The 21357-nt window shown below is 71.8% G+C and carries 22 protein-coding genes; 13 read left to right on the top strand and 9 right to left on the bottom strand.

Annotated elements, in window-relative coordinates:
• Positions 1 to 66 precede the first annotated feature (66 nt).
• The 8 genes from ABD419_RS17760 to ABD419_RS17725 all read left to right on the top strand — a co-directional run bounded on the left by ABD419_RS17760 (position 67) and on the right by ABD419_RS17725 (position 8574).
• On the top strand, positions 67 to 1056 hold the full coding sequence (locus ABD419_RS17760; protein WP_344488889.1) for an ABC transporter substrate-binding protein: 990 nt from the start codon (positions 67 to 69) through the stop codon (positions 1054 to 1056).
• 82 nt (positions 1057 to 1138) lie between these two features.
• Positions 1139 to 2671 (top strand): sugar ABC transporter ATP-binding protein, encoded by a 1533-nt coding sequence (locus ABD419_RS17755; protein ID WP_344488886.1) that lies wholly within the window; start codon positions 1139 to 1141, stop codon positions 2669 to 2671.
• Positions 2668 to 3750, top strand: coding sequence for an ABC transporter permease (locus tag ABD419_RS17750; RefSeq protein WP_425556106.1), 1083 nt, complete (start codon positions 2668 to 2670; stop codon positions 3748 to 3750). The genes ABD419_RS17755 and ABD419_RS17750 overlap by 4 nt, the downstream gene beginning before the upstream one ends.
• Positions 3747 to 4775, top strand: coding sequence for an ABC transporter permease subunit (locus ABD419_RS17745; protein ID WP_344488880.1), 1029 nt, complete (start codon positions 3747 to 3749; stop codon positions 4773 to 4775). The genes ABD419_RS17750 and ABD419_RS17745 overlap by 4 nt, the downstream gene beginning before the upstream one ends.
• 128 nt (positions 4776 to 4903) lie before the next feature.
• Complete coding sequence (locus tag ABD419_RS17740; RefSeq protein WP_344488877.1) at positions 4904 to 5833, top strand: ABC transporter ATP-binding protein; 930 nt, start codon at positions 4904 to 4906, stop codon at positions 5831 to 5833.
• On the top strand, positions 5830 to 6684 hold the full coding sequence (locus ABD419_RS17735; protein ID WP_344488874.1) for an ABC transporter permease: 855 nt from the start codon (positions 5830 to 5832) through the stop codon (positions 6682 to 6684). Before ABD419_RS17740 ends, ABD419_RS17735 begins: the two co-directional genes overlap by 4 nt.
• A gap of 7 nt (positions 6685 to 6691) precedes the next feature.
• Positions 6692 to 6919, top strand: coding sequence for a helix-turn-helix transcriptional regulator (locus ABD419_RS17730; protein ID WP_344488871.1), 228 nt, complete (start codon positions 6692 to 6694; stop codon positions 6917 to 6919).
• Positions 6920 to 7077: 158 nt separating this feature from the next.
• Positions 7078 to 8574, top strand: coding sequence for an alkaline phosphatase D family protein (locus ABD419_RS17725; protein WP_344488868.1), 1497 nt, complete (start codon positions 7078 to 7080; stop codon positions 8572 to 8574).
• 39 nt (positions 8575 to 8613) lie between these two features.
• On the opposite strand, the gene ABD419_RS17720 is transcribed toward ABD419_RS17725, so the two are convergent.
• From ABD419_RS17720 to ABD419_RS17685, 8 genes are all read right to left on the bottom strand, one after another.
• On the bottom strand, positions 8614 to 9051 hold the full coding sequence (locus tag ABD419_RS17720) for a DUF2550 domain-containing protein (RefSeq protein ID WP_344488865.1): 438 nt from the start codon (positions 9049 to 9051) through the stop codon (positions 8614 to 8616).
• Between the two features lie 2 nt (positions 9052 to 9053).
• Complete coding sequence (locus tag ABD419_RS17715; protein WP_344488862.1) at positions 9054 to 9335, bottom strand: F0F1 ATP synthase subunit epsilon; 282 nt, start codon at positions 9333 to 9335, stop codon at positions 9054 to 9056.
• 165 nt (positions 9336 to 9500) lie between these two features.
• Complete coding sequence (locus ABD419_RS17710; RefSeq protein WP_091052475.1) at positions 9501 to 10178, bottom strand: Crp/Fnr family transcriptional regulator; 678 nt, start codon at positions 10176 to 10178, stop codon at positions 9501 to 9503.
• Between the two features lie 304 nt (positions 10179 to 10482).
• Positions 10483 to 11679, bottom strand: a complete 1197-nt coding sequence (locus ABD419_RS17705) for a MarP family serine protease (protein ID WP_344488855.1) — start codon at positions 11677 to 11679, stop codon at positions 10483 to 10485.
• Positions 11680 to 11707: 28 nt separating this feature from the next.
• A complete protein-coding gene (locus ABD419_RS17700) occupies positions 11708 to 12358 on the bottom strand; it encodes an NUDIX hydrolase (protein ID WP_425556104.1) in 651 nt (216 codons plus the stop codon).
• Positions 12355 to 12906: a TlpA family protein disulfide reductase gene (locus ABD419_RS17695; protein WP_344488852.1), complete on the bottom strand. Its 552-nt coding sequence runs from the start codon at positions 12904 to 12906 to the stop codon at positions 12355 to 12357. Before ABD419_RS17695 ends, ABD419_RS17700 begins: the two co-directional genes overlap by 4 nt.
• Positions 12903 to 13667, bottom strand: a complete 765-nt coding sequence (gene nth / locus ABD419_RS17690; protein ID WP_344488849.1) for an endonuclease III — start codon at positions 13665 to 13667, stop codon at positions 12903 to 12905. Before nth ends, ABD419_RS17695 begins: the two co-directional genes overlap by 4 nt.
• A gap of 28 nt (positions 13668 to 13695) precedes the next feature.
• Positions 13696 to 14763 (bottom strand): S8 family serine peptidase, encoded by a 1068-nt coding sequence (locus ABD419_RS17685; protein ID WP_344488846.1) that lies wholly within the window; start codon positions 14761 to 14763, stop codon positions 13696 to 13698.
• Between the two features lie 249 nt (positions 14764 to 15012).
• Here ABD419_RS17685 and ABD419_RS17680 point away from each other — a divergent pair, with 249 nt between their 5' ends.
• From ABD419_RS17680 to ABD419_RS17660, 5 genes are all read left to right on the top strand, one after another.
• Entirely contained in the window at positions 15013 to 17451 is a 2439-nt protein-coding gene (locus ABD419_RS17680; RefSeq protein WP_344488843.1) for an SseB family protein, read from the top strand.
• Complete coding sequence (locus tag ABD419_RS17675) at positions 17448 to 17813, top strand: hypothetical protein (protein WP_344489205.1); 366 nt, start codon at positions 17448 to 17450, stop codon at positions 17811 to 17813. Before ABD419_RS17680 ends, ABD419_RS17675 begins: the two co-directional genes overlap by 4 nt.
• 199 nt (positions 17814 to 18012) lie before the next feature.
• Positions 18013 to 19170: a Gfo/Idh/MocA family protein gene (locus ABD419_RS17670; protein WP_344488840.1), complete on the top strand. Its 1158-nt coding sequence runs from the start codon at positions 18013 to 18015 to the stop codon at positions 19168 to 19170.
• Complete coding sequence (locus ABD419_RS17665; RefSeq protein ID WP_344488837.1) at positions 19167 to 20258, top strand: dihydrodipicolinate synthase family protein; 1092 nt, start codon at positions 19167 to 19169, stop codon at positions 20256 to 20258. The genes ABD419_RS17670 and ABD419_RS17665 overlap by 4 nt, the downstream gene beginning before the upstream one ends.
• Entirely contained in the window at positions 20255 to 21085 is an 831-nt protein-coding gene (locus ABD419_RS17660) for a sugar phosphate isomerase/epimerase family protein (RefSeq protein ID WP_344488834.1), read from the top strand. Before ABD419_RS17665 ends, ABD419_RS17660 begins: the two co-directional genes overlap by 4 nt.
• Here ABD419_RS17660 and ABD419_RS17655 read toward each other — a convergent pair.
• Positions 21051 to 21332: a DUF397 domain-containing protein gene (locus ABD419_RS17655; RefSeq protein WP_344489202.1), complete on the bottom strand. Its 282-nt coding sequence runs from the start codon at positions 21330 to 21332 to the stop codon at positions 21051 to 21053. The genes ABD419_RS17660 and ABD419_RS17655 overlap by 35 nt on opposite strands.
• Between the last annotated feature and the right edge of the window lie 25 nt (positions 21333 to 21357).

Raw genomic sequence — 21357 nt, 5'->3', positions numbered from 1 at the left:
GTAACATGCACGCGCGCAAATATCGACAAGCCTCGTGTTCACCCCGTTCGAAAGGCGACCCCCGCTGTGAAAAGAAGGACCCTTGCCGGCATCGGTGCCGGTGTCTTCCTCCTCCCCCTCGCCGCGTGCGGCGACGGTGACGACTCCGGCGGGGACGGCGGCGGCGACGGCCTGCTCGTCGGCTTCGCCCAGGTCGGCGCCGAGTCCGCCTGGCGCACCGCCAACTCCGACTCCGTGAAGGCCGCGGCCGACGCGGACGAGCGCATCGCCGAGCTCAAGTTCGTCGACGCGCAGCAGGAGCAGGAGAAGCAGATCGACGCGATCCGCACCTTCATCACCCAGAAGGTCGACGTCATCGTCCTGGCACCCGTGGTCGAGACCGGCTGGACCGAGGTCCTCGAGGAGGCCGAGCAGGCCGGCATCCCGGTGATCCTGGCGGACCGCGGCATCGAGGAGGCGGACGAGGACCTGTACGTCACCCGCCTCGGCTCGGACTTCGTGGCCGAGGGCCACAGCGCCGGCGCGTGGGCGGCCACCACCTTCGCCGCCGACACCGACTTCCGGATCCTGGAGCTCCAGGGCACCACCGGTTCGGCGCCCGCCAACGACCGCAAGGCCGGGTTCTTCGACGAGCTCGACACGCAGGGCGTGGCCTACACCATCGTGGACTCCCAGACGGGGAACTTCACGAAGGAGGAGGGGAAGGCGGTGATGGAGACGTTCATCAGCACCTACGGCCTGGAGGACATCGACCTCCTCTACGCCCACAACGACGAGATGGGCCTCGGCGCGATCCAGGCGATCGAGGAGGCCGGCAAGGCCCCCGGCACCGACATCCAGATCATCATCGTCGACGGCTCCAAGGCCGGGTTCCAGGCCGGCGTCGACGGCAAGGTCAACTACATCGTCGAGTGCAACCCCGCCTTCGGCGAGCAGCTCATGGACGTCATCGTCCAGGTCGCCGACGGCGAGTCCGTCGAGAAGTTCACGCCGGTCGAGGAGGGCGTCTTCGACGCCAGCCAGTTCGAGGCCGAGCTCCCGAACCGCCAGTTCTAGCCCCCAGACCGGTGCCTCCCGCCCGGGCCCGCGCGGCCCGGGCGGCGGCGCCGTCCCCACCCCGAACGAAGGACGAGCCCCCATGTCCACCGCTCCGCCCGGCGCGCCGCTGGTGACGATGACCGGCATCGTGAAGGACTTCACCGGCGTCCGCGCCCTCGACGGCGTCGACTTCACCCTCAGACCCGGCGAGATCCACGCCGTGATGGGGGAGAACGGCGCCGGAAAGTCCACATTGATCAAAGTGCTGACCGGCGTGCACGGCCACGACGCCGGCGAGATCCTCCTCGACGGCAGGGCCGTGCGGTTCTCCGGGCCGAAGGCCGCCCAGGCCGCCGGGATCTCCACGGTCTACCAGGAGGTCAACCTCGCCGAGAACCTGTCGGTGGCCGAGAACCTCCTCGCCGGGCGCGAGCCGCGCCTCGGGCCGTTCATCGACTTCAGGGCCATGCGCCGCAGGGCCGAGGCCCTCCTGGACGACCTCGGGATCGAGCTCAACGTCGCCGCGCCCCTGTCGGCCTACTCGATCGCGATGCAGCAGCTGGTGGCGATCGCCCGGGCCGTGAACATCGACGCGAAGGTCCTCATCCTCGACGAGCCCACCTCCTCGCTCGACCGGGACGAGGTCGCCGTGCTCCTCGGCCTCATGCGGCGGCTCGCCGCCGAGAAGGGCACCGCCATGGTGTTCATCTCCCACTTCCTCGACCAGGTCTACGAGATCTGCGACCGGATGACCGTGCTGCGCAACGGGAGGCTCGTCGGCGAGTGGGCCACGGCCGACCTCGGCGAGAGCGAGCTCATCGGCCACATGCTCGGCCGCGAGGCCGCGACCCTGGAGCAGATCGAGCGGGCCGCCGCCGCGCACCACGTGGCCGACGAGGCCCCGCTGGTCGACGCGAAGGGCCTGGGCCGCAAGGGCTCCATCGCCCCGTTCGACCTCACCGTCCGCCGCGGCGAGGTCGTCGGCCTCGCCGGGCTCCTCGGCTCGGGCCGGACCGAGACCGCCCGGCTCCTCGCCGGGGCCGACCGCGCCGACGCCGGCGAGCTCGACTTCGAGGGCGCCAGGGTCGGCGGGCACAACCCGCGCACCGCCGCCGGGCGCGGCATCGCGTTCTGCCCCGAGAACCGCAAGACCGAAGGGCTCGTCGGCGAGCTCACCGTCGCCGAGAACATGATCCTGGCGATGCAGGCGTCCCGCGGGTGGGTCCGCTCGATCCCGGCCGCGCAGCGGACCCGGCTCGTCGCCGAGTTCATCGACAAGCTCGGCATCCGCCCCGCCGACCCCGACATGCCCGTCAAGCACCTCTCCGGCGGCAACCAGCAGAAGGTGCTCCTCGCCCGCTGGATGCTCATCGAGCCGAAACTCCTCATCCTCGACGAGCCCACCCGCGGCATCGACGTCGGCGCCAAGGCCGACATCCAGCGCCTCGTCGCCGAGCTCTCCGGCGGCGGCATGGCCGTGGTGTTCGTGTCCGCCGAGCTCGACGAGGTCACGCGCCTCTCCGACCGGATCGCGGTCCTGCGCGACCGCGCCCTCATCGCCACCCTGGAAGCCGAGGCCGACATGACCACCGAGCGGATCGTCGACACCATCGTGGCGGGCGGAGAACGATGAACACAGTGCTCACTCGAGTTCGGGCGGCGGCGGGCGACGGGTGGGCGAGCCCGTACCTGAAGCGGCTGATCTGGCCGCTCGCCGTCCTCGTGCTCCTCATCGTCGTCAACGTGGCGATCACCGGGTTCGACTTCCTCGTCCCTGGCGTCCAGGACGGGCGCCTCAACGGCGCGTTCGTGAACATCCTGCGCCGCAGCGCGCCGCTGCTCGTCATCGCGCTCGGCATGACCCTCGTCATCGCGACCAAGGGCATCGACCTCTCCGTCGGCGCCGTCTACGCCATCGGCGCGGCCATCGCCTGCCAGTGGATCTCCGGCCCGAACGAGAACGCCCTCGGGACCGTCCTCATCGCCGTCGCCGCGGCCCTCGCGGTCGCCGCCGTCATCGGCGCCTGGAACGGGACCATGGTGGCCGCCTTCGGCATCCAGCCGATCGTCGCCACCCTCATCCTCATGATCGCCGGGCGCGGCATCGCCCAGCTCATCACCGGCGGCCAGATCCCCGACGTCAACGACACCAGCCCCTTCGTGGAGCTCGGCCGCGGCGCGATCCTCACCATCCCCGTGCCGATCGTCATCGCCGCGGCCGTCCTCGCCGCGTTCGCGGTCCTCACCCGCCGGACCGCCCTCGGGCTGCTCCTGGAGTCCGTCGGCGGCAACCCCGAGGCCAGCCGCCTCGCCGGCATCCGCGCCAAGGGGATCACGATCCTCGTGTACCTCGTGTGCGGCCTCTGCGCCGGCCTCGCCGGCATCATCGGCGCCGCCAACCTCGGCAGCGCCGACGCCAACAACGGCGGCCTGTGGATCGAGCTCGACGCGATCCTCGCCGTCGTCATCGGCGGCACCGCCCTCATCGGGGGCCGGTTCTTCCTGCTGGGCACCACCATCGGCGTCGTCATCATCGGCACCCTCGAGGTGACCATCATCAACGTGGGCCTCTCCAGCCAGTGGCAGTTCACGGCCAAGGCCATCGTGGTCCTCGCCGTCGCGCTCCTCCAGAGCCCCGAGTTCCGGGCCTTCACCCTGCAACCCTTCCGGCGGCGCACCCCCGCCGCCGCCGTCCAGGAGGCCGCGAAATGAGCACGCCGACCCTGACCGCGCGGCCTTCCAGGGCCGCCGCCCTCGACGGCCTCGGCCGCTACGTCCCCATCGGCGCCACCGTCGCGCTCCTCGCGCTCATGTACCTCGGCGGCCTCGGGAACTACCGCAACTTCGACAACCCGCAGCTCATCCCCGACCTGTTCATCGGCAACGCCGGGCTGCTCATCATCGGCGTCGGCATGACGTTCGTGATCCTCTCCGGCGGCATCGACCTGTCCGTCGGCTCGGTCATGGCGTTCTCGACGATGGCGTGCGCCTGGCTCACCGTCGACGCGGGCGTCTCCGCGCCCCTCGCCGTCGGCCTCGTCCTCGCGCTCGGCGTGGTCTCGGGGACGCTCACCGGGATCGTCATCCACTACTTCGACGTGCAGCCGTTCATCGCGACCCTCGTGGGGCTGTTCCTGTACCGCGGCCTGACGCTCCAGATCTCCGCCGAGGACGTCTCCATGCGCGACGTCGCGTTCTTCGACTGGGGCATGACCCGCGTCGAGTTCGGCGGCAGCCCGCGCGAGGGCGGCTTCAGCCTCCCGTACCTGTCGTTCCTGGCCCTCGCCGTCGTCGCGATCGCCTTCGTGGTCCTGCACTACACGCGGTTCGGCCGCGGCGTGTACGCCGTCGGCGGCAACGAGCAGTCCGCGCTCCTCATGGGCCTGCCGGTGGCGCGCACCAAGGTCGGGGTCTACGCGATCAGCGGCTTCTGCGCGGCCCTCGCCGGCGTCGTCTCGGCGTTCTACACCAAGAGCGCCGACCCGCTCCGCGGCGTCGGGCTCGAACTCGACGCCATCGCGGCCGTCGTCATCGGCGGGACGCTCCTCACCGGCGGCGCGGGCTTCGTGCTCGGCACCGTCGCCGGCGTCATGGTCATGGGCCTGCTCTCCACGATCATCGCCTTCCAGGGGAACCTCAACTCCTGGTGGGCCAAGATCGTCGTCGGCGTGCTCCTGCTCGCGTTCATCCTGCTCCAGCGCGTCCTCGCCCGCTCCGGCGAGAAGCGGCGCACCTAGACTCCACTCTTCGCACCAGAGGGGCCGTTCACAACGCTGTGAACGGCCCCTCGTCTTATACGGGTTGGCGGAGGTCTCCGACGAGATGTAGCATGAGTGCTATCAGATAAGGGAACACTACGACGGAGATGACCATGGGACACCCCCCGGCTCACGACGGGCCCGCGATCGCCGTGTCCGACCTGCGGATGCGCTACGGCGACAAGGACGTGCTCAAGGGGCTCGACCTCACCGTCCACCCGGGCGGGGTCACCGCCCTGCTCGGCCCCAACGGCGCCGGCAAGACCACCACCATCGAGATCCTCGAGGGCTTCCGCGGCCGCTCCGACGGCCGCGTCGAGGTCCTCGGCGTCGACCCCGCCACCGGCGGCGAGGCCTGGCGGGCCAAGCTCGGCGTCGTCCTCCAGGAGTGGCGCGACAACGGCAAGTGGAAGGTCCGCGACGCCGTCACCCACTTCGCCGACTACTACCGGCCCTACTCCGAGCCGTACGGCCCCGACGAGCTCCTCGAGCTCGTGGGCCTCGCCGAGCAGGCCGGCCAGCGCATCAGGACGCTCTCCGGCGGCCAGCGCCGCCGCCTCGACGTCGCCCTCGGCATCATCGGCCGGCCCGAGCTCCTGTTCCTCGACGAGCCGACCACCGGGTTCGACCCGCACGCCCGCCGCGAGTTCCACGAGCTCATCCACCGGCTCACCGACCTCGACGGCACCACCATCCTGCTCACCACCCACGACCTCGACGAGGCCGAGAAGCTCGCCGAGCGCATCCTCATCCTCGCCGGCGGGCGCATCATCGCCGACGGCTCGCCCGACCAGCTCGCCCGCGCCGCCTCCACCACCGCCGAGGTGAAGTGGATCCAGGACGGCGCCCTCCAGATCCACCCGACCGACGACGCCACCGACTTCGTCCGCAAGCTCCTCGCCACCGACGACGGCGCGGTCTCCGAACTGGAGATCCACCGCGCGAGCCTGGAGGACGCCTACCTCGAGCTGGTCGCCCGGTTCGAGGCCGGCGACGCGGACACCGCGGTCGACACCTTCAAGGAGGCCACCCGATGAGCGGCAGCACCACCCTCCACGAGTACCGGACCGGCTGGAAGCGGGCCCTCATCGAGACCCGCGTCTCGCTCACCAGCATCGGCGACCTGATGGGCTTCGTCATGCCCACCGCGATCGCCATCGTCGTCCTGCTGTTCATGCAGCGGGCCGACTTCGAGGGCGCCCCGGTCTCCCTGGGCTCCATGAACATGCCGAGCCTCATCGGCATGAACGTCGTCTTCGGCGGGATCGTCGGCATGGTCGGCGCGCTCGCCATGGACCGCACCAACGGCACGCTCCTGCGCGCCAAGTCGATGCCCGGCGGCATGACCGGCTACCTGGTCGGCCACCTCGTCTCGACCGCGATGTTCATCGCCGTCACCGCGATCGCGCTGCTCGCCGTCGGCCTGCCGCTGTTCGACGGGCTGGAGTTCGGCAGCCCCGACCGGTGGCTGATCTTCCTCGCCGTGCTGCTCATGGGCATCGTCGCGACCCTGCCGATCGGCGCGGTCCTCGGGGCGCTGCTCGACAACCCCAAGAACATGGGCCTGGTGATGTTCCCGATCATGGGCATGGTCGCGATCTCGGGGATCTTCTACCCGATCACCGCGCTGCCGGGCTGGCTCCAGGGAGTCGGGCAGGTCTTCCCGATGTACTGGATGGGCCTGGGGATGCGGCACGCGCTGCTCCCGGACGCCATGGCGGCCGTGGAGATCGGCGGTGAGTGGCGGACCGTTACCATGTTCGCCGTGCTCGCGCTCTGGGCCGTGGTCTCGATGGCCCTGGCCCCCAGGCTGCTTCGGCGGATGTCGCGGCGCGAGTCGGGATCGGCGGTGGCGGCACGCCGCGCCGACATGCAGAGGGACTGGTGAGCGCGCGATGGCCGGGGACGAGGTCTACAACCGGATCGCGATGCTGCGCGCGGAGCGGGGCGTCTCGCGCCGCCAGCTCGCGGAGGCCCTCGGCGTGCACTACCAGACCGTGGGCTACCTCGAGCGGGGCGAGTACAGCCCCAGCCTGTACCTGGCGCTGAAGCTCGCCGAGTACTTCGAGGTGTCCGTCGAAGTGGTCTTCTCCACCAAGCCCTTCCCGCGCATCAGCGCCTGACGGAAGGGCCTCCCGCCCCGCGCTCCGGAGACACCCCGGCCCCAGCGGCCGTCCGGAGCGCGGGGCCCTGATGTTCACTTCCGGGCCACTCCGGTGCCACCGGCGTCTGCGAGCGTGAGGGTCGACTGCCGACACCCCCTTGCACACTGGAGGCCCCCGTGCCGATCGACCGAAGGAAACTGCTCGCCGCCGGAGCCGGAGGCGCCGTCCTCCTGGGCACGCCCGGCATCTCGTACGCGTCGTCCCGCCCGCGGCTCACGCACGGCGTCCAGTCCGGCGACGTGACCGGGCGCGGCGCGGTCCTGTGGACCCGGGCCGACCGCGGCTCGCGGATGCGCGTCGAACTCGCCGCCCGCCCCGACTTCAAGCACGCCCGCGAGCTCCGGGGCCCCGCGCTCACCTCGGCCTCCGACTACACCGGGAAGCTGCGCCTGAGCGGGCTCGCGCCGGGGACGACGTACCACTACCGGGTCCGCGCCGAGGGCGAGCGTGCGTCCGAGGCCCTCGAAGGGTCGTTCACCACCGCGTCGGACGAGTGCCGCGACGTCGTCTTCCAGTGGTCGGGCGACCTCGCCGGGCAGGGCTGGGGGATCAACCCCGAGTTCGGCGGCTACCGGATCTTCCAGGCCATGGCCGACGCCGAGCCCGACTTCTTCCTGTGCTCGGGCGACTTCGTGTACGCGGACGGGCCGCTGGTGGAGACCGTGGCGCTGCCGGACGGCACCACCTGGCGCAACACCGTCGTCGAGGAGAAGGCGAAGGTCGCCGAGACCCTCGACGAGTACCGCGGCCAGTTCAAGTACAACCTCCTCGACGACAACCTGCGCGCGTACCTCGCGACCGTGCCCATGGTGAACCAGTGGGACGACCACGAGGTCACCAACAACTGGTACCCCGGCGAGATCCTCGACCTGCCGCAGTACACCGAGAAGAACGTCGACGTGCTCGCCGCGCGGGCCCGCCAGGCGTTCGCCGAGTACACGCCCGGCGGCTTCGACGCCGAGGGCCGCATCTACCGCAAGATCGAGTACGGGCCCCTGCTGGACCTGTTCGTGCTCGACATGCGGACCCACAAGAGCGCCAACCCCGACGCCGACGGCGCCACCGGGCAGGTCCTCGGCGAGCGGCAGCTCGCGTGGCTCAAGCGCGAGCTGCGCCGCTCCAAGGCCACGTGGAAGGCGATCGCGGCGGACCTCCCCATCGGGCTCCTCGTCGGCGACGGCGCGGGCGCGTGGGAGGGCGTCGCCGAGGGCACTGGTACTGCGCCGATGGGCCGCGAGACCGAGATCGCCGACCTCCTGTCGTACTGCAGGCGCGAGGAGGTGGCGAACATGGTGTGGCTGACCGCGGACGTCCACTACACCGCCGCGCACCACTACAGCCCCGACCGGGCCGTGTTCCAGGACTTCGACCCGTTCTGGGAGTTCGTGTCCGGGCCGCTGAACGCGGGCGCGTTCGGGCCCAACCAGCTCGACGCGACGTTCGGCCCCGAGGCGGTCTTCGTCAAGGCCCCGCCGGCCGCGAACACGTCGCCGGCGGTGGGCTACCAGTTCTTCGGCGAGGTCCGCATCGACGCCGAGACCGAGGTCCTGACGGTGTCGCTCAAGGACATCGACGGCGAGTCGCAGTTCACCCAGTCGGTGCAGCCGGTCTGATGCGAAGCGCCCGCCCTGGGGGACCGGGGCGGGCGCTCGTCAGTCGCTCTTGCTGTAAAAAGCCGCCCCCGGGGGAGCGGCTTCGAGCCAGCTGAGGAAGCCGGTGACGGCCGAGGTCGTCATCGCGAGCTCGACCTCGCCGGAGGAGTTCTTGCACCGGAGGATGGCGACCTCCGGGGGGAAGATCTGCGCCTCCGGGCCGGCCGGCACGCGGCGGTCGGCGATCTGGAGGTCGTGGCGCGAGAGCGCGTAGCGCGGCCCGAACGCCAGGGAGAACATCCGGTACCAGCGGAGCGTGCCGCGCTCGTAGACCGCGAAGCCGGGGGCCCAGCCGCGGCCCTCCATGTGCTTGGAGAGGCGGGCGGCCATGGCGACCGAGCCGGAGCGGGAGAAGATCGAGCGCCGGACGTACGTCAGCACCAGGAACACCGCGACGGCCGCCGCCAGCGCGGCGACGATCAGCAGTGCCTTCAGCATGGCTATGCCGAAGCGGGGGCGACCGCGTCGGCGGTCTCGGCGAGGATGGTGACGCCGTCGGTGGTGACCGACAGGAAGCCGCCTTCGATCTTCCAGGCGAGCTCGCCGCCGTCGACCGGCTGGACGCGGACGGTGCTGTCGAGGCGCAGCTCGCCCAGGAGCGGCTGGTGACCGGGCAGGATGCCCAGTTCGCCTTCGGTGGTGCGCGCGTAGACGGCCTTGGCCGTGCCCGACCACACCTTCGAGTCGACTGCCACGACTTCGACGTTCAGTTGCCCTGCCACAACGCTCCTTCAGTCAGACTCCGGGATGGTTTAGGGAAGTCTAAACGGCTGGACCTGCGGGCGTCCATTCGCCCAAGGGCGCTACCGGAGGTGATGAGGGGCACTACCTGGAGGACGACGAAGGCCCCCGGCGATGCCGGAGGCCCCGAAGTTCGACCGGAAGCGTTACACGCGGGCCCGCCGCGCGAGGCGCTCCGGGTCCATGATGATGACGCTCTTGCCGTCCAGGCGCAGCCAGCCGCGGCCGGCGAAGTCGGCGAGGGCCTTGTTCACGGTCTCGCGGGAGGCGCCGACGAGCTGGGCCAGCTCCTCCTGGGTGAGGTCGTGGGTGACGCGCAGGACGCCGCCGTCGCGGGTGCCGAAGCGGCTCGCCATGTGCAGCAGGGCCTTGGCCACGCGGCCGGGCACGTCGGTGAAGATGAGGTCCGCCATGGAGTCGTTGGTGCGACGCAGCCGGCGTGCTATCACCCTGAGCAGCTGCTCGGCGATCTCGGGGCGGTTCGCGAGCCAGGGCCGCAGCGCGGTCTTGGACAGGCGGGCCATGCGAGTGTCGGTCAGTGCGGTGGCGGTGGCGGTGCGGGGTCCGGGGTCGAAGAGCGCGAGCTCGCCGACCATGTCGGACGGGCCCATGACCGCGATCAGGTTCTGGCGGCCGTCGGCGGAGCGGCGCCCGAGCTTCACCTTCCCGGACATGACGATGTACAGACTGTCGCCCGGCTCGTTCTCGGTGAAGACGGTCTGGCCCTTGTTGATGTCGACGTACTCCATCTCCTTGATGAGCGACTCGACAGCTTCAGGGTCGACCCCCTTGAAGAGGGCGGCTCTCGCCAATACGTCTTCCATGTCCGTTCGCACCTTTCTTCAACGCACCGCTAGTGCAAGTACTGAGTCTATGCCTCTTGTCCGCATTGCGGGAGCGAGACCCCCGTAAATCCACATGCGCACCGTGCCGCCGGAATCGACATTCGTACCCGAATGAATGCGTTCCGTCCGTTCCGAGCGTCACCGGGTGAGACTCGCCTCGCCGTTTCAGCAGGGGAATCCTTCCGATGAACGGAATGCGTCGACGGCGACCGACATAGCCTACCCGCATTGTGACGTCACGCCCAACATCAGGCAAGGACGAAATTCCCCAAGATCGCACATGTCACGTGCATGAACCGGTCCCCACCGATCCGCTCGCGGAGCGGCCCGCGTCGAGCACGGCCGCCGACTCGTCCATCGTGAGCGCGTACCCCGTCTCGGGGTCGTCGACGGCGGCCGCGAAGATCACGCCGATCACCTCGCCCTCGGGGTTGAGGAGCGGGCCGCCGGAGTTGCCGCCGATGATCTCGGCGTACAGCTGGTAGACCTCGCGGGTGACGGTGCCGTCGTCGTAGATGTCGGGGCCGGTCACGATGCGCGCCTCGCGGACGCGGGCGGCGGTGGCCGTGTAGGGGCCGCCGCCGGGGTAGCCGAGGACGATCGCGTCGTCGCCGGAGGCCGCGGTCGCGGACTCGATCGGGAGCGGGTCGGCGTCGAGGTCGGGGACGTGGAGGATCGCGAGGTCCTTCTCGGGCTCGAAGACGATCACCTCGGCCTCGAGGAGGTCGCCGTCGGACTCGACGCGGACGTCGTCGGTCCCGGCGACCACGTGCGCGTTGGTGACGACGAGCTCGTCGTCGTAGACGAAGCTGGAGCCCTCGATCTGGCGGTCGCAGGAGCCGGCCGAGCCGTGGACCTTGAGGACGGAGTCCTCGGCGTTCACGACGACCTCGGAGGCGGCGAGCTCGGGGTCGGGCGGGTCGACGTCGCGGACCTGGGTCGGGTCGATGCCGTAGAAGATGTTCGGCATCCCCGAGGTGTTCAGCTCCTCGCGGAGGCGGTCGTAGACGCCGCGCACGGCCTCGGGCATGTTGTCGTCGATGCCGCCGACGATGCTGGAGTTGCGGACCGCGGCCGAGATCGCCGGGAGCGGCAGGCTCGCCAGGGGCGCGGCGGCCATCCACGTCACCAGCAGGACCGCGACGACGGAGATGACCGGGCCGAGGTAGTGGTCGAGCCGCCGGGAGCCGTTCGACCGCAGCTTCTTGCGGAGGCGGTAGCCGATGGCGGTCATGAGGGCCTGCCCGCCGAGGGCGAGCGCGAAGACGACGACGAGGGCGACCACGAGCTTCGCGATCGGCTCGCGGTAGAAGTCGGCGGCCCACGGGGCGATGTTGATGCCGAGGACCGCGCCGCCGAGGAAGCCGAGGAACGTCGCGGCCGAGAGGATGAACCCCTGCCGGAAGCCGTTGATGGCGAACAGGAGCGCCAGCAGCACGATGACGACGTCGACCAGGAGCCCCGCGCCGCTCGCGCTCATCCCCACCCCCGCAATCGCTCGAAAGCCGCTAGCGCCGTTCGAGTTCCATCGTGCGGCTGCGGTCCCAGGGGCGGGACCAGCCGCCCAGGTCCAGTAGCCACGACAGTACCCCGGCGGTGAACCCCCAAATCAGTGGCACGCCAGCGACCTGGAAGCCGGGGCCGCTGCGGCCCGAGGGGTAGCCGACGGTGCCGCGCGAGGCGGGGTCGGCGAGGACTTCGAGAGGGACCTGGTGGGCGGCGGCGACCTCGGAGGCGGCCTGGGGCGCGACGGTGTGCGGGCGGCGCCAGAGGGCGAGCACGGGCGTGACGGCGAAGCCGGACACGGGGATCCACAGCGGCGGGAGGGTCGCGCCCACGGCGACCGAGGCCGGGTCGACGGCGAGTTCCTCGGCGGCCTCGCGGAGGGCCGTGGCGGCCGCGTCGGCGTCGCCGGGGTCGGCCGCGCCGCCGGGGAACGCGACCTCGCCGGGGTGGTGGCGCAGGGTCGCGGCGCGCTGCTGGAGCAGGACCGAGGGGCCGGCGCCGGTGTCGTCCAGGAGGACCAGGACGGCGGCGGTCCGGGCATCCTCCTCGTCGTAGGGGCGCAGGTGGCCGGCGATGACGCGCTCGGCCGCGGGGCCCTGGGCTTCGGCGGCGGCCTTGAGGAGCGGGCCCCACCAGGCGGGGGAGTCGGTCACGCCAGCTCCAGCCCGAACGCGGCCCCGGCGGCCTCGGCGAGGCCCGCGGCGGTGGTGCCGGGCTCGACGATGAGCCGCTCGACCGTGCCGTCGGGGGCGACGAGGGCGATGCCGGGGAGGGCCGGGACGCCGAGGCCGGTGCGGAGCGCCTCGTCGGGGTCGGCCACGGACGGGTAGGTCATGCCGAAGTCGTGGGCGAACCAGCGGCCGCGGGAGTCGGTGTCGGCGGTGTCGACGCCGAGGACGTCGACCTGGTCGCGGTTGGCCTGGTAGAACGCCTCGATCTCGGGGGCCTCGTCCTGGCACGGCAGGCACCAGCTGGCCCACAGGACGACCACGAGGGGCCTCCCGGCGGTGCCGACGGCGGTCGCGGCGCCGTCGCCGAGGCAGTCGAGTTCGAGCTCGCCGATGCCGGCGATCGGGACGTCGCCGGGCGCGCAGGCCACGGACCAGTCCGCCTCGTCGGGGCCGGAGGGCCCGGAGTCGGCGGGCGCGCCGGTGCAGGCGGCGAGGAGCAGCAGCGGCAGGACCGCGAGGAGCCGCCTCACGCGCCGACCGCGCGCTCGACGCCCGCGAGCCGCATCAGCTCGTCGACGTTGTCGCCCTTGAGGAGCTTCGCGGCCTCGGCCGGGTCGGTGGGGCCTTCGCCGAAGGACGGGCAGTACGCCGCGAGCGTGCACGCCCCGCACGCGGGTTTGCGGGCGATGCAGACGCGGCGGCCGTGGAAGATGATGCGGTGGGAGAACATGGTCCACTCCCGGGGCTCGATGAGCTTCTGGAGCTGGAACTCGAGCTTCACGGGGTCCTTGCCGTCGACCAGCTTGAGCCGGTTGGTGATCCGGATCATGTGGGTGTCGACGGTGATGCCCGGGACGCCGAAGGCGTTGCCGCGGATGACGTTCGCGGTCTTGCGGCCGATCCCGGGGAGTCGCACGAGCTCGTCCATGCCCTGCGGGAGGACCCCGCCGTGGTCGGCCACGAGGGCCTTGCCGAGGCCGATGATCGAGCGGGTCTTGTTGCGGTAGAACCCGGTCGGGCGGATGAGCTCCTCGACGTCCTCGGGGTTCGCCTCGGCGTAGTCGCCGGCGTCGCGGTACTTCGCGAACAGGGCCGGGGTGGTGAGGTTGACGCGGACGTCGGTGCACTGGGCCGAGAGGATCGTGGCGACCGCCAGCTGGAGCGGGTTCGCGTAGTCGAGCTCGCAGTGCGCGTCCGGGTGGGCCGCGGCGAGGAGGCGGTCGACCTTGCGGGCCCGGCGCTTCTTGGCGAGGCCGCTCTCGGCGCCTTCCCGGCGGGCGGTGCGGGCCATCAGTTCGTCCAGCGGGCGTCGGCGGCGGTCACCCCGCCATGGTACGCGGGCGCACCGCGATGCGCCTGCGGCCTCGCAGGAGCAGCGCGCCCAGTCCCAGCAGGCCGCCGCCCGCGGCCGTGGCCGCGGCGCTCCAGACCGTCGGCACGGTCTCGGGGGCCTCGATCGCCGGCGCGTCCGCGCGCACGGCCGCGCCCGCGTCGACGACCCCCGCCCCGAGGTCGGCGTCTCCGGGGGCCGCGGTCGACACCAGGGCCCGGCGCACCTGCGCGGCGGACCAGTCCGGGTGCGCCGAGCGGACCAGCGCCGCGGCGCCGGAGACGATCGCCGACGCGAACGACGTGCCGGTCACGGTCCGGTGCCCGCCCGCGGCGTCGGCGGCCGTCAGCTCCGCGCCCGGCGCGGCCAGGTCGGTGCCCTCCCCGGTGACGGCGGTGCGCCAGGGCTCGCCGTCCCGGTCGGTGCCGGTCACGGCGAGCACCGTGTCGACGCGGGCGGGGAACCACACCTCTTCATCCGCGTCGTCGCGCTTGCGGTTCCCGGTGCAGGCCACCACGACCACGTCGTGGTGCTCGGCGTAGGCGAGGGCCTCGGCGAACGGCGCGGAGTCGTAGTGGCCGCCGAGGGACAGGTTGACGACGTCGGCGCCGTTGTCGACGGCCCAGCGCACGGCCGCGCCGACCATCGCCGAGTCGTGGTACCGGTTCTCGTCGTCCAGGACGCGCACCGGGAGGATCTCCGCCTCGGGGGCGATGCCCGGGCTGCCGCCGCCGGGGCGGCCCGCGATGAGGCTCGCGACGGCGGTGCCGTGGCCGACCGGGTCGGCCTGCCCGAAGGCCCGCTCGTAGACCGGGTCCCCGTCGGAGCCGAGCGCCAGGAGCCGGGGCTCGGTCCCGGGGTCGGCGTCGACGTAGCTGCGGCCGGGGAGGACGGCGCCGGCGAGGTCGGGATGGTCGGCGTCGACGCCGGAGTCGATCACGGCGACGACCACCCCCGCCCCGGCCGCGACCGGCCACGCCGGCGGCGCGCCCGCCGCCGACACCTGCCACGGGACCGGCGAGGCGGCCTCCGTGGGAGCGGACAGCAAGAGCGCCAACAGCGTCGAGCAGACGCAGGCCATCGTGTATCGAGCAGCGCGGTTCCCCATCAGAGCCGGATCGTTACACAGCGACAGGCCCACAGCGTGGGAATGACACGCGTTCGCCTTTATGATTTCGTTATTGTCAGCCTACTGAACGAAGCTTGACAACGCCCTCGCGTTACGGTGACCATCGCGAGGGGACGCCGCGTTCGCTCGACACCGCCCCATCCAAGACCGGTAGGGGGGAAGGGCTGAGTGGGATCGATGTGGGAACCCAGTAACGAGATCGAGCACCGCCTCCGAGAAGCGCTGCGAGCCGAGGACCAGGACGGATACTTCCGCATCCTGGCACAGATCGAACTCGTGCTCCCACTGTCCTATGAGGGAGTGAACGGCACGGGCGCGGACACGTGGGCCACGTGGACGACGGACGATCGCACCCATATCCTCGCCTTCACGTCGGAGTCCGCGCTCCAGGTGTGCTTGCGCGACAACGCCGGATCGTCACGGCGCGTGACGTTCCAGTCGCTCGCCGAGGCGTGGCCGGACGACGAGTGGTGGCTCGCGGTCAACCCGGGCCTCCCGATCGAGGGATACCTCCCGGCGTGGTTCGTCTCCCAGGTCGCCCAGGGGATGACGACCGTCCCGGCCGACCCGGAGCCGGCGGCCGCCGAGCCGTACCGCGACGACCGCTTCGCGGCCGCGACGCGCAGCGACCCGTTCGCCGAGGGGCAGGACCCCTTCGCGAACCCGCTGGCGCCCGCCGCGCCCCCGCAGCGCGAGAGCTTCATGCCCCCGCCGCCGCCGGTCCCCGACGTCCCGCCCGCGCCGCGCCGGTCCTCGGACCTGAACGGCTCCTCCGGGTCCACGGTCGGCGGGACCACCCAGGCCGGCCTGCCGCTGCGCCAGCCGCCGCGCGAGGACGTCGAGCCGCAGGGCTTCGGCGACCAGTTCCAGTCGCAGCCGCCCGCGCCGCCGCTCCAGCCGCCGCAGGACCTCACGCCGCAGCAGCAGGGCTTCGGCTCGCAGCCGCGGAGCTTCGGGTCCCAGCCGCGGAGCTTCTCGCAGCCGCAGGGCTTCTCGCAGCCCCAGGGCATCGGCTCCCAGCCGCAGGACTTCGCCGCCCCCCAGCAGGGCTACCAGCCGTCGCAGCCGCAGGGCTTCGCGACGTCCCAGCCCCCGCAGGGCTTCGCGTCCTCGCAGCCGCAGGGCTACGCCTCGCAGCCGCGCGGCGAGGCCTTCCCGGCCGAGCCGAACTGGCCCTCGCCGCAGGACCAGTGGCCCGACGCCCCCGACTGGCTGCGCGACCAGCAGCCGGAGCCGGCGGCGCTGCCGACCCGCGCGCCCGCGCCCGTCGACTACGCGGAGTCGTACTCCTCGGGCGACGCGTTCGGCACGCCCGCCGCCGAGGAGGAGCCCCGCACCGCCGAGTCGTTCGCGTCGATGTCGAGCGCGTTCGGACGCCGCGGCGCCGCCGAGCCCGCGCCGCAGGCGAAGTCGGCCGCGCGCCCCGTGGAGCTCACCGGCGAGACCGCCGAGCCGCTCCTGGCCGAGGCCGCCTCGACCGGCGACACCGCCGGATTCCTCCAGACCCTGCTGTGCGCCGCCGTGGTCCTCCCCGTCGGCGACCCGGCCGCCGCCCACATCCGCGTGGGCGACCCGGCGTTCCGGTGGGCCAGCGACGTCGTCGACGGCAACATCGGGATCACGGTGTACACCACCGAGGCCCGCATGGCCGAGCGCTCGGGCGAGGACACCCCGCACACCACCGTCCCGTTCGGCTGGCTCATCCAGCACTGGCCGGGCCAGGACTACGCGCTGTACGTCAACCCCGGCACCGAGGTCGGCGCCAACATGTCCGGTCCCGAGATCGAGCCGCTGCTGAAGTGGGCCGAGGCCAAGGACCTGCTCGTGTTCGCCCGCGAGATGGAGCAGCGCCACGCCGCCGCCGCGCGCGCGGCCTCGCCCGCGCACCGCGTGCAGCCGGTCCTGTGGCAGAAGACCATCCCGCACCACCAGGTGCCGTTCTACCTCGAACGCGGCTACGACCGCGTCGGCGGCTTCGTGCACCCGGCGGCGGCCGTGGACCACCTGCGCACGCCCGCGCAGCTGTACCTCGCGCTGGGCCTCATCCGCTCCAGCGAGGACTTCAGCCCCACCGACGACTCGGTGCACGTGCTCCGCTGGACCGGGTACCGCACCGACCTGTACCCGACCGCCATCGGCGGCAACGACTTCGCCACCGCGGAGGCCCGCGGCGGCACGGTCGTCGAGGCCGGCCCGTTCCGCGGCGACGGCTTCGCGCCCTCGGAGTCGCCCGACGAGCGCATCCCCGAGCACAAGGTCGACTCGGTGCGGCTCCCGCACGGCGCCAAGATCTACCGGATCGACTCGCGCGGCGAGGTCACCGAGCTGGCCCTGTACGACTCCGACACCCGCGAGTGGACGCCGGTCGACGGCGCCTTCGGCGGCCCGGCCGCCATCGAGGCGCCCCCGGCCCTGCCGCCCGCGCCCCCGGTCGGCCCGCCGCCGTCCGGCCCGATGGGCGAGTCCTTCGGGTACAGCGCCGCGGGCGGCTACGACAGCGCCCTCGGCGAGGCCTGGGGCGACGCCGACGGCCACTACGACCTGGTGCGGCCCGCACCCGAGGACCGGGCCGCGTCCGTCCTCGACCACCGCACCGGTGAATGGAAGGACGCCTGATGCGCGACGGCTACATCGCCCGCTGGAAGGGCGCCGAGTACGACTCCAGCCCCGACGGGGCCCACGTGCGGCTCTACTCGCCGACCGGCGGCGACGGGTTCGTGCAGGTCGCCGAGGGCCGGTACCGCCGCGGCGTGCCGATCGGCGAGCTCGAGGACTTCTTCTACGTGCGCACGGTCTGCACCTGGCGCGGGGAGCCGTTCCTGCTGCTCGGGGCCTCCGGCGACTGGTACCGGCTCGAGTACCGGGGCGGGCGGGCCGACACGGCGCGCTCCCTGGGCCTGGAGCCCTACGACAACGGGGTGTACCAGATCTGGGCCCCGGCCGAAGAGGTCACCGACATCAGCGAGCAGTACCTGTAGGCGGCACGCCTCGACACGACGCGCGGGAGCCCGGTCCGGACGGACCGGGCTCCCTTGCCGTCCAGGGCCTCGGGGCCTGGACGCGGTGTATCGACTTGTGTAAATCTGTGTAGAGACCGCTTTCAAATTCGACCGGGTTTGCTGTATGCTTCACAAGACTCTTTGAAAGCGCTTGCCTTATCGTCTGGAGCACATCCCTATGGCAGAGAGAATCACCGTCGGCATCGCCCTCAACGGGGTGACCGGGCGCATGGGGTACCGCCAGCACCTCGTGCGCTCGCTCCTGGCGATCCGCGAGCAGGGCGGCGTCGAGCGCGCCGACGGCAGCGTCATCTGGCCCGAGCTGACGCTGGTCGGCCGCAGCGCCGACAAGCTCGCCGCGGTCGCCGGCCGCCACGGCCTCGACAAGGTCACGACCAGCCTCGACGAGGCCCTGAACGACGAGTCGATCGACGTCTACTTCGACGCCCTCACCACCCGGCACCGCCTCGCCGCCGTCAACGCCGCCATCAAGGCCGGCAAGCACGTGTACACCGAGAAGCCGATCGCGACCAGCCTCGAGGACGCGCTCTCCCTCGCCCGCACCGCCCGCGACGCCGGCGTTAAGAACGGCGCCGTCGCCGACAAGCTCTACCTGCCCGGCCTGCGCAAGCTCAAGCGCCTCGTCGACTCCCGCTTCTTCGGGCGGGTCCTGTCCGTGCGCGGCGAGTTCGGCTACTGGGTCTTCGAGGGCGACTGGCAGGAGGCCCAGCGGCCCTCCTGGAACTACCGCGCCGAGGACGGCGGCGGCATGGTCCTGGACATGTTCCCGCACTGGTCCTACCTGCTCGAAGGCACCTTCGGCTCCCCGATCAAGTCGGTGACCGCCCACGTCACGACCCACATCCCCGAGCGCTTCGACGAGCACGGCAAGGCGTACGCCGCGACCGCCGACGACGCCGCGTACGCGATCTTCGAGCTCGTCGACGGCACCGTCGTCCAGATGAACTCCTCCTGGGCCACCCGCGTCGACCGCGAGGAGCTCGTGGAGTTCCACGTCGACGGCACCGAGGGCTCCGCCATCGCCGGCCTGCGCAAGGCCCGCGCCCAGCACCGCGCGCACACCCCCAAGCCGGTCTGGAACCCCGACATCGACCAGCCGATCCCCTTCCGGCAGCAGTGGCACGAGGTCCCCGACAACGAGGTGTTCGACAACGGCTTCAAACTCCAGTGGGAGGAGTTCCTCCGCCACGTGGTGGACGACGAGCCGTGGCACCATGACTTCATGGCCGCCGCCCGCGGCGTCCAGCTCGCCGAGGCCGGCTACCGGTCCGCGCGCGAGGGCCGCCGCATCGAGCTTGAGGAGCTGGTCCTGTGACCCGCGAGTTCACCTCCCGCGTCATCTACTCCGCCGCGCACGTCGTCGCGGACCCCCTCGCCGACAACGGCCCGGGCCGCCCGGCGGCCGTGGACTGGGATGCCACCATCGCGTTCCGCCGCCACCTGTGGGACCTCGGCCTCGGCGTCGCCGACGCCATGGACACCGCCCAGCGCGGCATGGGCCTCGACTGGGAGGCCACCAAGCAGCTCATCCGCCGCTCGGCCGCGGCCGCCGGCGCGGACGACCTCCTCGCGTGCGGCGTCGGCACCGACCAGATCGGCGCGGCCCCCGCCGCGATCGAGGACATCCGCGCGGCCTACCTCGAGCAGCTCGCGGTGGTCGAGGACGCCGGCGCGGGCACGATCCTCATGTGCTCCAGGGCCCTGGCCGCCTCGGCGAAGGGCCCGGACGAGTACAAGGCCCTCTACGCCGAGCTGCTCGGCGAGGTCAGCGGCAAGGCGATCCTGCACTGGCTCGGCCCCATGTTCGACCCGGCGCTCGAAGGGTACTGGGGCACTCCGGACCTCGACGAGGCCGCGGACGTGTTCGTCGAGATCATCGCCGAGAACGCGTCCAAAGTCGACGGCATCAAGATGAGCCTCCTCGACGCCGAGGCCGAGATCGCGCTGCGCCGCAGGCTCCCCGAAGGCGTCCGCTGCTACACCGGCGACGACTTCAACTACCCGCGACTCATCGCGGGCGACGAGTTCGGCCACTCCGACGCCCTCCTGGGCGTCTTCGACCCGCTCGCCCCCCTCGCCTCGCAGGCCGCCAAGCGCCTCGACGAGGGCGACGTGGCCGGCTTCCACGCGATCCTCGACCCGACGGTGCCCTTGGCGCGCAAGGTCTTCGAGGCTCCGACGTTCAACTACAAGACCGGCGTCGTGTTCCTCGCGTGGCTCTCGGGGTACCAGGACCACTTCAAGATGGTCGGCGGCCTCGAGTCGGCCCGCTCCATCGAGCACTTCGGACAGATCGTCGACCTGGCCCTGGAGGTCGGGCTCTTCCCCGACGAGCCCCTCGCGATCGACCGCTTCAACGCGCTCCTCAAGACCGCGGGCCAGCCTCCCCGGACCCTCGCATGAAAAGCCGCGACCGCTCCTCTTTCAACCGCTTCTCCTTCAACCATGCCACCGCGAAGTTCTGGGACCAGCGCGAAGCCGTCGAGGCGTGCGCGCGGGCCGGCGCCGGCATCGGCCTGTGGCGGGAGCCGCTGCAGGAGGCGGGCGTCGACGCCACCGCGAAACTCGTCAAGGACGCCGGCGTCGAGGTCACGAGCCTCTGCCGGGCGGGCTTCTTCACCGACCCGACCCCCGAGTCGATCGCCGACAACCGGCGGGCGATCGACGAGGCCGCGACCGTGGGGGCCCCGACGCTGGTCCTCGTCTCCGGCGGCATCCCCGCAGGCGGCACGATCGACTCGGCCCGGGAAGGCGTCGCGGAGGCCCTGTCGCTCCTCGCCCCCTACGCCCTCGAACGCGGCGTCACCCTCGCGATCGAACCGCTCCACCCCATGTTCGCGAGCGACCGCTGCGTGGTGGCGACCCTGGCCGAAGCCCTCGACCTCGCCGCCCCGTTCCCCGCCGAAGCGGTCGGCGTCGTGGTCGACACCTACCACATCTGGTGGGATCCCCAGGTCTGGCAGGGCATCGCCCGCGCCGGCGCCGAAGGCCGCATCGCCTCCTTCCAGTTCGCCGACTGGGTCACCCCCCTCCCCGCCGGCGTCCTCACCGGCCGCGGCCAACTCGGCGACGGCTGCATCGACTTCAGGCGCTACCTCGCCGAGGTCGACGCCACCGGCTTCACCGGCCCCATCGAGGTCGAACTCTTCAACGACGCCCTGTGGGCCCGCCCCGGCCCCGAGGTCTTCGCCGAGACTAAGGCCGCCTTCGAACGGGTGATCGCCCCGTAGACGCAGACAAGGGCCGCCCGACGGGCGGCCCTTGCTCGTAGTGCGGAGGTAACGCCAGTTCACCGGACTTGATCGCACTGACCAGTCCCGTCCAGGTGCTGGTGTCCAGGAGCAGGTGCGGGAAGTCGCCTTCGGTGGGGAGCTTCGAGTCCCGCACCGCGACCGCGCCTGCGGTCGGGGCTGCTTCGACGCAGTTTCCGTTGCCTGCACTGCGGCTGGACTTGCGCCATTGAAGCGAAGAGAGCATGGTCAACACCTTTGATGTCTGGCTC

It is taken from the genome of Glycomyces endophyticus (assembly GCF_039531525.1).
Lineage (GTDB): Bacteria > Actinomycetota > Actinomycetes > Mycobacteriales > Micromonosporaceae > Glycomyces > Glycomyces endophyticus.
This window is presented reverse-complemented; position numbering and strand designations above follow the sequence as displayed.